This is a genomic window from Micromonospora sp. NPDC005163 (assembly GCF_053599835.1).
Genome location: NZ_JBSFYP010000032.1, coordinates 66,713 through 76,885 on the forward strand (window position 1 = coordinate 66,713; position 10,173 = coordinate 76,885).

The 10,173-nt window shown below is 67.7% G+C and carries 15 protein-coding genes; 2 read left to right on the plus strand and 13 right to left on the minus strand.

Features of this window, described 5'->3' with window-relative positions; all coding sequences use genetic code 11:
- The 13 genes from ACWD6N_RS22030 to ACWD6N_RS22090 form a co-directional block, all read right to left on the minus strand.
- A complete protein-coding gene (locus ACWD6N_RS22030) occupies positions 1-1,107 on the minus strand; it encodes a tyrosine-type recombinase/integrase (RefSeq protein ID WP_450005142.1) in 1,107 nt (368 codons plus the stop codon).
- A gap of 1 nt (position 1,108) precedes the next feature.
- Positions 1,109-1,285: a helix-turn-helix transcriptional regulator gene (locus ACWD6N_RS22035; protein ID WP_449935625.1), complete on the minus strand. Its 177-nt coding sequence runs from the start codon at positions 1,283-1,285 to the stop codon at positions 1,109-1,111.
- 42 nt (positions 1,286-1,327) lie between these two features.
- Positions 1,328-3,124, minus strand: a complete 1,797-nt coding sequence (locus ACWD6N_RS22040; RefSeq protein ID WP_450005143.1) for a replication initiator — start codon at positions 3,122-3,124, stop codon at positions 1,328-1,330.
- A complete protein-coding gene (locus ACWD6N_RS22045) occupies positions 3,124-3,390 on the minus strand; it encodes a hypothetical protein (RefSeq protein ID WP_450005144.1) in 267 nt (88 codons plus the stop codon). The genes ACWD6N_RS22040 and ACWD6N_RS22045 overlap by 1 nt, the downstream gene beginning before the upstream one ends.
- Positions 3,387-4,187: a hypothetical protein gene (locus ACWD6N_RS22050; protein ID WP_450005145.1), complete on the minus strand. Its 801-nt coding sequence runs from the start codon at positions 4,185-4,187 to the stop codon at positions 3,387-3,389. Before ACWD6N_RS22050 ends, ACWD6N_RS22045 begins: the two co-directional genes overlap by 4 nt.
- On the minus strand, positions 4,174-4,464 hold the full coding sequence (locus ACWD6N_RS22055) for a hypothetical protein (protein ID WP_449935633.1): 291 nt from the start codon (positions 4,462-4,464) through the stop codon (positions 4,174-4,176). Before ACWD6N_RS22055 ends, ACWD6N_RS22050 begins: the two co-directional genes overlap by 14 nt.
- Positions 4,461-4,871 carry an RRQRL motif-containing zinc-binding protein gene (locus tag ACWD6N_RS22060; protein WP_450005146.1) on the minus strand — a complete coding sequence of 137 codons (411 nt, stop codon included), beginning with the start codon at positions 4,869-4,871 and terminating at the stop codon, positions 4,461-4,463. The genes ACWD6N_RS22055 and ACWD6N_RS22060 overlap by 4 nt, the downstream gene beginning before the upstream one ends.
- Positions 4,868-5,167, minus strand: a complete 300-nt coding sequence (locus ACWD6N_RS22065) for a hypothetical protein (protein ID WP_449935636.1) — start codon at positions 5,165-5,167, stop codon at positions 4,868-4,870. Before ACWD6N_RS22065 ends, ACWD6N_RS22060 begins: the two co-directional genes overlap by 4 nt.
- Positions 5,167-5,607, minus strand: coding sequence for a DUF6197 family protein (locus tag ACWD6N_RS22070; RefSeq protein WP_450005147.1), 441 nt, complete (start codon positions 5,605-5,607; stop codon positions 5,167-5,169). Before ACWD6N_RS22070 ends, ACWD6N_RS22065 begins: the two co-directional genes overlap by 1 nt.
- Positions 5,608-5,691: 84 nt before the next feature.
- On the minus strand, positions 5,692-5,901 hold the full coding sequence (locus ACWD6N_RS22075) for a hypothetical protein (protein WP_450005148.1): 210 nt from the start codon (positions 5,899-5,901) through the stop codon (positions 5,692-5,694).
- Positions 5,898-6,770, minus strand: coding sequence for an FtsK/SpoIIIE domain-containing protein (locus tag ACWD6N_RS22080; protein WP_450005149.1), 873 nt, complete (start codon positions 6,768-6,770; stop codon positions 5,898-5,900). Before ACWD6N_RS22080 ends, ACWD6N_RS22075 begins: the two co-directional genes overlap by 4 nt.
- 81 nt (positions 6,771-6,851) lie before the next feature.
- The gene (locus ACWD6N_RS22085) at positions 6,852-7,736 is read right to left on the minus strand and encodes a hypothetical protein (RefSeq protein ID WP_450005152.1); all 885 of its coding nucleotides are present in this window, start codon (positions 7,734-7,736) and stop codon (positions 6,852-6,854) included.
- 293 nt (positions 7,737-8,029) lie between these two features.
- Positions 8,030-8,350, minus strand: a complete 321-nt coding sequence (locus tag ACWD6N_RS22090) for a hypothetical protein (RefSeq protein ID WP_203123010.1) — start codon at positions 8,348-8,350, stop codon at positions 8,030-8,032.
- 153 nt (positions 8,351-8,503) lie between these two features.
- On the opposite strand from ACWD6N_RS22090, the gene ACWD6N_RS22095 reads away from it, so the two are divergent.
- A complete protein-coding gene (locus ACWD6N_RS22095) occupies positions 8,504-9,295 on the plus strand; it encodes a GntR family transcriptional regulator (protein ID WP_450005150.1) in 792 nt (263 codons plus the stop codon).
- The gene (locus ACWD6N_RS22100) at positions 9,292-10,047 is read left to right on the plus strand and encodes a glycosyltransferase family 2 protein (RefSeq protein WP_450005151.1); all 756 of its coding nucleotides are present in this window, start codon (positions 9,292-9,294) and stop codon (positions 10,045-10,047) included. Before ACWD6N_RS22095 ends, ACWD6N_RS22100 begins: the two co-directional genes overlap by 4 nt.
- Positions 10,048-10,173: the final 126 nt, after the last annotated feature.

The window sequence follows — 10,173 nt, forward strand, 5'->3', positions numbered from 1 at the left end:
TCAGGCGGTTGAGGCGTTGCCCTGGGGCACGTCGGGGGCACAACCCCACGCGTCATCGACGGCGCGGCGGGTGCGTTCTTCCGAGTCCGGCATCAGGTGGCCATACGTCGACAGGACCAAGGTCGCGTTCTCATGCCCCAGCCGTTCAGCGACCACGATGACCGACTCGCCCTGCATCAGCAGGACCGACGCATAGTGGTGCCGCAGGTCATGACTCGTGGTGCCCTTGGGCAGCCCGGCCCGCTCGACGGCCGCCGAAAAGATCAGCGAGCCGTAGTAGTCGTGCCGGTACGGGCCGGCGAAGCGGGTGGTGAAGATGGTGCCGTCAGCAGCCGGCGGGAACTGCGCCGAGTGCTCACGGATGGCAGTCGCCACGACCTGGGGAAGCGGGATGGTTCGGCGGGACCGGCGAGTCTTTGGTTCGGTCCGAACCTTGGACTGCGGCGCGAACTGCCATTCGATCCGAACCGTCCGCGTGGCGTAGTCGACGTCTTGGACGCGTAGCGCGAGCAGCTCGCCGAGGCGGAGCCCGAGTCCGGCTTGCACGATCACCATGGCGCGGTTGCGGCCAGGCATCGCGGCGGCTAGGCCGCGCACCTGGTCGACGGTGAGCGGCACGATGCGTTCCCGGTGGGCTGACGGCAGGATGATCCGCACCACGGGAGACCGGCCGACAAGCCGATCCAGCACCGCAGCCGCGTAGACCGATCGCAGGAGGCCAACCAGGTTCCGCAGGGTCGACGGCGCGAGCACCTTGGACCGGTCAGCCGCCCACGCCTGGACCTCGGAGGGCACGACAGCCGCCAGGCGGCGAGAGCCGAGCGGGGTGCCGGCGATGTGCGTTTCGATCAGCCCGGACACCCGGCGGGCGGTCGTCGGCCGATGCGCACGGCCAGCGGCCCAGCGTCGGGCGTACTCAACGACGGTCGTCTTGTCGGACGGATCGACGTACTGGCCGCGCAGGATGTCGCCTTCGACCTGAGCAAGGAATCGGTCAGCGTCGACCTTTCGAGTAAACGAACGCTTTCGCTGCCGGCGAGCATCGTCCCGCCAGCGGGCAAGGTAGCTGACTTTGCCATCACGGTTGCGTTTCTCGACGCTGCCCATGTCAGGCCGCTCGTCCGGCGAGCCAGGACCGCACGTCGGCTGGGTCGTACCGGAGGTGACGTCCGACCTTGAAGGCGCGTGGACCGGTCCGGCGGTAGCGCCATTGGTAAAGAGTTCCCACCGGAACCCGAAGGAACGCGGCCACGTCCTCGATCGACCACAGATCATCGGTGCTCATTGCTGCTCGGCTTGCCAACGTCAGTCCTCCTTGTCGTGTTAGCTAGGCGGCCGGCGACAGGCCGGCGGGTGTGGTGCCGAGTTCGTGGGCGAGTTCTTCGCGTCCGGCAGCGTGTCGGGCGCGGGCCATGGCGGCGGCGGTGTTGGCGAGGAGTGCGTCTCCGGTGGTGTGCCAGCCGACTCCGGTGAAGGTGAGGGTGCCGACGATCAGGGTGGTGGTGTCGTCGAGGTGGTCGACGGCGCGGAGGGTGCCGGGCGGCTGGTCGGCCTGGTGCTCGTGCTCGTGGCGTCGGAAGCTCACGCGGGTGTCGCGCAGGAGTTGGAAGGTGACGGAGTAGCGGCGGGCTTTGGTGAGGAAGTGGCCGCCGTAGCCGAGCATGTGTGCCCATCGGCGCAGCCGGGCGTAAGGGTTGGTCGTCGCCGGTTTCACGGGTTCGGCGTCAAGGCTGGCTTGACGGTCAGCAACGCAGGTGGGGCAGGTGGCGTAGCGGGTGTGGGTGCCGCAGTCAGCGCACGTCCAGCGGCCGACGAAGCCAGGTGTAGGCCGTGGGTCGCGGGGCCGCTCGGACAGCGGGACGGGTGTGCTGGTGGGTCGGCCGAGTCGCCAGCAGGCGTCGATGAGGCGGGCGGTGTGGTCGCCGTCGGGGTCGGCGTAGTCGCCGATGGTGTCGGCGTCGAGCCTGACGGAGCGGTGCCCGGTTACCTCGGTGCTTTTGGTGGCGTACTTGGCAAGGTAGCCGGCGACGAGGCTGTCAGTGACTTCTCCCGCGCCGCTGGTGGTGATGGGCTCCAGGTCGAGTTGCTCGCCCCAGGTGATCGCCCAGCCCTCGGGCCGATCGGGGTGCGGTGGGGTGGCGAAGGCAACCTGTGTGGCGGCGTGCTTCAACGCGTCGACCAGGTCGTCGACGGTGAAGCAGGGCGGCGGTGGGACGATCGCGTCGGGGTCGGCGGGGTTGACGCCGTCGAGGCGGGCGATGGCGTGGAAGTGGACTGCTGCCCGAGCTTGAAGTTCTGCGACCTTCCCGGGTGAGAGCCGGACTGGGGCGACTTTGCGGGTGTTGCCGGAGGCGGTGACCACCTCGACGGCGGGGATGCCGCGCTGCCGGGCGAGGTGGGCGAGGTGGCGTTCCGCGGCTTGCTTGGTGCGGTGCCAGAGCTTGCCGGAGAACACGTTCCACACGACTTGGTGGTCGTGGTCGTAGCAGTCCAGGCACAACGGCCGTCCGATCACCATTTCGCCGGTCTCGTGACGTGCCCAGCACACGGCGGGGCGACCGTGGGCGCAGAGGCCAGCGGTGGGGTCGGTGGTGCGGCGGGCGTGGCACGGCTCGGACCGGCAGTCGCAGCGTTTGCGGTTGACGCAGGTGTGCCGCTTGACCACGCGGGCGTGCACGGGGCCGAAGGTGGGAGCGGTGAACGTCGCGAACACGGCCGGATGTGCGGCGACCGTTTCGGGGACGCCTTTGCCGCCGACGAGGCCGGCGCGCAGGAGCTGGTAGGCGTCGCGTTGGTAGGTCTGGGCGCAGGCGGGACAGACAGCCGCGCGGCGGTTGCCGCACGCCTTGTAGATCGCGGCGTCGGGCATGTGATCGGTGTGCCGGGCATCCAGGAGCCGGCCGGTGGCGGGTTCGACGGTGAGGAGCTGCCCGGCGAGGCGGATGGGGCGGGTGCAGCCGGCGGCGGCGCGGACGTGTTCGAGCCAGCCGAAGTAGTCCGGGTGCTGGGCGCGGGTGAAGGCGGAGCCGGCGGCGGTGTAGCCGACGTAGGGGGTGGTGGTGTCGGCGTTCGAGCCCACACCCCGGGCCGAAGCGCGGGGTGTGAGGTCCAGCGTCGAGACCATCAGGCGGACACCTCGTCGAGGTGCCGGGTGGTGATGGTGTGTTGGGTGACGATGATGCGGCAGGCGCCGCATTGGCGGTCGGCCGGTTCGTGCCGGTGGCATGCGATGGTGGTGGTCTTGTCGCCGCAGCGGATGGTGACCGGAGTCCGGCAGGGTCCGCCGGGGATGACGTGGATGACGGTGCGTCGGGTGTCGTAAGGGTGTGCCTCGGAGAAGGCCGGGCAGGTGTGGGTGACCTGCTCGATGTCGACGACGTGGATGGTCATCGGGCACCACCGCTGACGGGGGTGCCGTTGACGGCCGGGGTGTGGCCGGTGATGGTGTGCAGCAGTTCCCGGGCGATGTCCGGGGTGACCGAGAGCAGGCCGGCGAGTTCATCGGTGGTGATGGGTCGGCCGGTGCTCTGTTCGTGGCGTCCGATGACGAACCGGGCGGTGGGCATCAGGTGCGCCGGCACGTCTGGTCGGGTGATCGGCGTCGGTGTGATGGGTGACTCGATGACGGCCGGTACGACAACCGGCAGGGTGTCGACGACCGGCGCAGGGGCCGGGGTGAATTCGACGGCCGGCGGATTCGGGGTGCCGGTCGGCGTGGCGTCGTCGTCGGCGGCGGTGTGGGTGGGTTCGCCAGCCGGGGCGCTGTCCTCCGTATCTGTCTTGACGGGGGCGAGGACGAGTTTGACCAGAGCCATGAAGGCCAGGGCCGGGACGGCGGACAGAAGCCAGCCCGAGGGACCAACCTCACCTACGGCAACGCCGAGTTGCGCGGCGAGGGAGAACCCTGCGAAGACGATGAGCAGCGTCATCGGGTAGCCGATGGATCCGCCGGTGCGCTTGCGACGCCGGATTGTCAGCAGGGAGGCGACGGGGACGAGTTCGGAGATGACGGCGTTGGCCCAGCCGAACCACCCGGGGGTGTTGTCAGGGCTGTTGGCCATGGTCCAGTCATGGACGTGGGTGAAGGACGCGGCTCCGGCGGCGAGGCCGACCAGGACCACGATGGCGACCAGGGCGTGGCCCTCCCAGCGGGCGGCCCGAGTAGCGGGTGAGTTAGTGATGGCCATGGGGGGTCACCTCCGTGGTGTGGTCGAGGTCGACGAGGTCGACGACGCCGGAGCAGTCCCGGCAGAACAGCGGGGTTAAGCCGAGGACGGCCATGCTGTTGAGGAAGCAGGGGATGCAGGTGAAGTCGGCGGGGAACAGGCCCTCGCCCTCGCATCGGTGGCAGACCGGCAGGCAGGCCGGGCAGGGCTTGAAGACGGGGCCGAGGATGTCGTGGATGCCGGCAGGGGTGTTCTGCTCGATGCACCACGCGCAGGAGTCAGCAAGGTTGAAGCTCACGACGGGTTCCCTTCGTGGCAGTCGAGGCATTCGCCGTAGCGGCGGGGGATGTAGTAGGGCTTGACCTGGGCGCAGACGCGGCAGGTTCGGCGGGCGCGAAGCGCTTTGGCGATGGCGTCGCGCTGGGCGGGCGTAGCGACCCGTTTGGGTGCGGCCATGTCGAGGCGGTAGAGGTAGGCGACCCGACGGTTTTTGCGGTGCCGCCAGAGGATCTGGGCGACCGGGGTTTGCCCGGCGGGGCGAAGGCCGGCGGCGCGAAGTTGCCGCACGGTGGCTAGGCCGTCCGGGGCGCAGTGGTAGGGGAAGGTGGGGAACCCGTAGCGGGTGCCGAGCGGGTCGTAGAACTCGACCTGAATGCCGGTGCGGTCGGCCAGGTTGTCGAGGTCGACGCTGCGCAGGTCAGTCATGGCTTGTCTCCCCAGCGCTGCTGGGCGGCCTGCTTGGAGATGCCGAGTCGGGAGCCGATCTCGGACCAGGAGTAGCCGAACGCGCGGAGGCCGATCACGGCCTCTTCGATGGCGTCGTCAATGACCGAGGAAAGGGCGACGAGGTCGCGGAGTGCTTCGACGTCGCCGGTGGCGACGCGGCGGCCGTGAGCGCGGATGATCCGGCGGCCGAACGCGGCGAACTCGTCGTTCTCGACGACGATGCGGCGCTTCTGCCGAGGCACGTTCGGCGTCAAGGGCTTCTTGACGGTGCTCATCAGTTCTCGCCTCCGGTGGCGTGGAGGGAGTCCCACTCGTTGGCAGCCGCCTGGAGGGCGGTGATGACCTGCTCGGCGGTGCGGGCGGGGTCGTCGTTCCAGGAGTAGGGGGAGGTGTGCTCGTCGGTCAGGTAGCCGTCGGTGTCGACGAGGAAGACCGGCGCGGTGGTGTCGAGGTAGTCGACGAACGCGCCGAGGGTGGTGAGGTAGTCGGCGAGGGCGTCGGGGTCGAGTTGGGAGAAGTGCTCGACCGGGTGTCCGGCGCAGGCGATGCCGATGGCCCCGGCGGCGCAGGCCGGCGGGGTGATCGTGTCGGTGTTCTTGGCGTAGTAGGTGCCCTGGTGCCAGCCGTGCCGGCGGAGGTAGAGGGCAGCCATCCGCAGCAGGACAGCGGGAGTGCTGACCGATGCTGCGGTGGGTGGGTTTTGGATAGCCTTCATGGCAGCCACGTCCTTTCAGAAGGGCTTGGTGGGAGGTCGGCAGGACCGGCAAGCTTGCGAGGCGGATCCGGTCCTGTCGGCCGATCAGTGAGTGCGTAGCCGCAGGTAGCGGCGGTGGCGGGTGTCGTCGCCGCCCATCGGGGTCGGCGGGGACATGTAGACGAGTCGGCCGCTGGCCGAGGCGACCTGGACCATGGCCGCGATCTCGTGTGGGTGGGCGACGATCCACAGCTCGACGAACTGGGCAGCCTTCTGGTTGTTGGCCTTGGCGTAGGCGCGTTCGTGGGTGGTCATGCCGCCATCTCCCACTCGGTCGGGTTGACCGTCGGGGTGCCGGTGCCGGTGGTGGGGCGGCGGGTCCAGGCGGCGTAGTCGGCGATGTTGTAGATGTCGGTGTCGGTGAGGTAGGCGGCCTTGATGCGGCGAGGAACGCCGCCTTCGGCCAGGAGGTAGGCCGCGCCCTGGTTAGTTGGGGAGATGTCGGAGGCGGTGTAGCCCTGCTCGGCCCAGCCCTGCCCGAGGATGATGTTCGAGCTGTTCAGCGACGTGCAGCGGAACGCGGCCCGGTAGCCGAACAGGTCCCGCAGGCTGGCGGGGATGATGTCCCAGGACGGCCGCTGAGTCGCGGCGACGACGGGCATGCCGCAGGCCCGACCGAGGGACACCAGTCCTCGCAGGAGGGTGGAGAACTCTTCCTGCTGGGCTTTGGTGCCGAGGACGGTGGAGAACATGGCGAGTTCGTCGATGATGGTGACGATGACGGACATGCCGTCGCCGTCGGCGAGCTTGCGGCGCCGGTTGGCCAGGAGCCAGGCGTAGCGGTTGGTGGCCACGACCAGGAGGCGGCGTAGGACGTCGATGCCGTGGTCGATGTCGGGGCCGATGAAGGCGTCGGCGAGGTCGCGCCAGGGGCCGAGTTCGACGAGTTTGGCGTCGAAGAGCACCAGGCGGGTGTTGTCGCACAGGGCGGCGTGGCCGCAGATGTTGTTGATCAGGCCGGACTTACCGCCGCCGGGTTCGCCTGCGGTGAGCAGGTTGCGGTAGATGACGTCGAGGTAGACGGGTTGGCCGAACTCGTCGATCCCGATGAAGATCGGGTCGAACATCGACAGGCCAGGACCCACCGGCACCGCCTCAGCGGTGGTGGGAGTCGTGGTGGTCATGGGTGCCCTCCTGGGCGTTGTGGGCGCGAGGAGCCACACGAACGAGCCGCCATGGCTCCTCGCGTCCGGGGTGGGTGTGGGTCAGATCCAGTCGGAGGTGTCGTCGTCCGGCACGGACGACGCGGAAGCCGCGGGCTTGCTGCCGTTGGCGGTGGTGGCCGGCTTCTTCGCCGGCTTGCCCTGAGTGGGAAGGGTGACCGTCGGCATGTCGATGTCCGGCAGGTCCAGGGCGGTGGGGACCGTCAGCGGCGACGCCGAGACGGGCGCGGCCGGGTCGATCACGTCCACCAGGGGGGAGGCGACGTGGGCGGTCAGCACCTCACGGCGTTTGATGTCGAACCGCAGGTAGGCGGCGTTGTTCTCCGAAGCGCGCTCGATGAGCACGGTGGAGGCGTGACAGGTGACCGCGATCTTGTCGAGGCGGCCTTCCAGGTCCTTGGCGGACAGGCCGGGGCGCAGGTAGACCCAAACTCGCTCGCCGACGGGGGTGGGACGTGCCCAGAGGATCAGCGGCAGGCTGCCGGACTGGTTGGCGATGATGAACTGCGCGAAACACACACGCAGCCGATGCCTCACCACCAGGCACCACGTCCAGGCTTTGACCTGACGGCGAACCGGACGGATGGCGGCGGGAACGCCGACGACCAGGGCGACAACCAGCAGAGTCACCACGGTTGAAGTGTGGTTGGCCAGCTGCACCCACGCGGTCAGCAGCAGAACACCGAGGATGGTTTCGAGGCTCCACCACCACAGCAGCCGGATCACCGGCCACACCCGGACGAGCACCCAGACGGCGGCACCGGTTGGGATGCCGATCAGCGCACCGACGAACAGGGACACGATGGGGTGCCAGTAGGAAGCGGCCACCACGGCCGACAGAAGGCCGACGATGACCGCCGTCAGGATGAACGCCATCTTGGCGTTACGCGCGGAGGAACGGTGAACCTTGGCCTCGATGACCGTCACCGTTCCGGTTGACCTGCCGCCAAAGCGGCGGGGGCTAGACTTGGACACGACGAGTCCTCCCAAGCACATTGGGTCGGATGAGTTGGAAGGCACGGGGTCGGGTGATGTAGGAGTCAGACCGACCCCGCGCCAGCTCTTGCGGGGATGCCACCACCACAGGTGATGACCAGGTACGGGAATGTAGGAGTCAGAAGCACTCCCGGACCCATGATGTGGATTGGTTCAGCGGACCATCAGGCCGCTTCGCGAGCCACGGACACCAGCGGCTCACACAGCACAGCGGTGCGATGGACCTACTTGCCGGCCGGAGAACCAGTCTTCGGCTTCAGCGAGACCGCCCGGAACGCGACGCCGTTACGCCCGTTGGTCGCCCACGGAATGGCCTCCAACTGCTCGACAGCCAGGAAGTCGCCCACCTTCACGCTCGGCTTCTCTCCCGCCGTGGTGATGGTGATGACCTCCCCGCCGTTCTCGTCGAGCACGAAGACCTGGGTAGACCACATGAGCCGGCCCGTGTTCTTCTCGGACTTCTGATTGCCGTTCTGGTCGTTCTTCGGCTCCGGGTCCTTCGACGCCGTCACCTGCTTGCTCGTGGTGTCCACGTACAGCTTCAAGGCTGTCTCCTTCTGCTGGGGCACCGTTCGTCGGTGCACTCCGTCGTCATCATGTCTTCATGAAGACGTGTAGACAACGTACGGCGGTGGATGTCTCGCGTCAAGACTTCATGAAGACCTAAACTCGGTGGTGACGCGAAGGAGTGTGAAGCCGTGGCTAAATGGGAGCGCATCGCCGCAGACTGGCGGGAAAAGATTCATTCCGGCGAGCTGGCACCGGAATTCAAGCTGCCGAACGAACAGACGTTGAAGGCCGACTACGAGGTCAGCCTTCCGGTCGTGCGGCAAGCCCTGGACGCCCTGGAGGCCGAAGGGCTGGTAGATCGTCGCCACGGACGAGGCACGTTCGTTCGGGCACCACGCCAGCGTGTGCGGCGATCGCCGGAGCGGTACCAATGGGAGAAGGACCGAGCCCGGCTACCCGAGTCCCAGAGACGTCGCACGGGCGCGACGGAACGCGACACGGGACTGACCATGCAGGACCTTGAGTTCTCGGCGGAGTACCGAACAGTTCCCGCGACCGTCGAGCTGGGCCGACTATTCAGCGTCCCGGTCGGTGCCAAGATGCTTGAGCGCGTCTACCGAACAGGTTCACGACGAGAGAACGCGCCACTGAGCCTGAACACTTCATACATGGTGTACGACGTCGTTGCCGAGAATCCAGCGCTGCTTGATGCTCACAACGAGCCGTGGCCGGGCGGAACGCAGAACCAGCTTCTCAGCATCGGGATCGAGCTAGATCGGATCGTTGACGAGATCACTGCGCGACCTCCGGGGCCAGAGGAAGCTGAGGCGTTGCGGCTGCCGCCGGGGGTCTCAGTGCTGATCCTCCGGAAGATATCTATCGACACGAGCGACTGCGTGGTCGAGGTGTCGAACGTCGTCCTGCCAGGTGATCGAACTGAGTTCGTCTACACAACGAAACTGGCGAGGTGGTCGGAGTGAGAAAACTGATCTCCGTAGTCACCCCGGTCCACGGCCCGAGCATCCCCTACCTTGCGGACTCCTACGAGTCACTGCGGGCACAGGAGATGCCCGACGGGTGGACCTGGGAATGGCTGGTGCAGGAGGATGGCCGCACCGGCGATGTCGAAGCCGTTCTACCCCAAGACTCGCGCGTCCTGGGCGCGACCGGCAAAGCCGGCGGCCCCGGAGTCGCCCGCAACATGGCGATGGCGCGGAGCCAGGGCTCACTACTGCGGGTCCTAGATGCCGATGACCAGCTCACACCCGGCGCACTCGCACGCGAGATCGAGGTTCTCAGCTCTCGCCCTGACATTGGGTGGACAACATCGAGCGTCCTTGACCTGATGCCTGACGGGTCAACGGTCAGTTGGCAGCATGCCGACCCGGCGGGAGGCAGACTCGACCGGGCCGAGGTGCTTTCCTACTTTCACGACAACGGCTATCGACTACCCGTGCACCCAGCAACGCTTTGCATCCGACGGGAACTTTCGCTTGCGCTCGGTGGCTGGATGGCCCTACCCGGCGGCGAAGACACCGGCCTACTGCTCGCGGCTTCGGTAGTTGCCGACGGGTACTTCATCGACGAACCAGGGTTGCTGTACCGGAAGCACCCGGACCAGATCACCGCACAGGCAGACTGGACGGCAACCGCGGAATGGCAACTGCGCATGCAGCTCATCGAGTCCCGGGCGATCGCGCTGCGATCCCTCCTCCTGCCCAGCGCCGCCTGACTTGCGCAGCGGCTGGCGGTCGTTCGCACGATGTTCCGCACCGGGTTTGATGGAGACATCGAAACCTGGGAGGAACACCAGCGATGCCCGCACCGAAGAAGTACCCCGACGAGCTGCGTGAGCGTG

Coding starts and splice junctions, on each gene's coding strand:
- ACWD6N_RS22030 (WP_450005142.1), bottom strand. CDS start 1,107: ATGGGCAGCGTCGAGAAACGCAACCGTGATGGCAAAGTCAGCTACCTT.
- ACWD6N_RS22035 (WP_449935625.1), bottom strand. CDS start 1,285: ATGAGCACCGATGATCTGTGGTCGATCGAGGACGTGGCCGCGTTCCTT.
- ACWD6N_RS22040 (WP_450005143.1), bottom strand. CDS start 3,124: ATGGTCTCGACGCTGGACCTCACACCCCGCGCTTCGGCCCGGGGTGTG.
- ACWD6N_RS22045 (WP_450005144.1), bottom strand. CDS start 3,390: ATGACCATCCACGTCGTCGACATCGAGCAGGTCACCCACACCTGCCCG.
- ACWD6N_RS22050 (WP_450005145.1), bottom strand. CDS start 4,187: ATGGCCATCACTAACTCACCCGCTACTCGGGCCGCCCGCTGGGAGGGC.
- ACWD6N_RS22060 (WP_450005146.1), bottom strand. CDS start 4,871: ATGACTGACCTGCGCAGCGTCGACCTCGACAACCTGGCCGACCGCACC.
- ACWD6N_RS22065 (WP_449935636.1), bottom strand. CDS start 5,167: ATGAGCACCGTCAAGAAGCCCTTGACGCCGAACGTGCCTCGGCAGAAG.
- ACWD6N_RS22070 (WP_450005147.1), bottom strand. CDS start 5,607: ATGAAGGCTATCCAAAACCCACCCACCGCAGCATCGGTCAGCACTCCC.
- ACWD6N_RS22075 (WP_450005148.1), bottom strand. CDS start 5,901: ATGACCACCCACGAACGCGCCTACGCCAAGGCCAACAACCAGAAGGCT.
- ACWD6N_RS22080 (WP_450005149.1), bottom strand. CDS start 6,770: ATGACCACCACGACTCCCACCACCGCTGAGGCGGTGCCGGTGGGTCCT.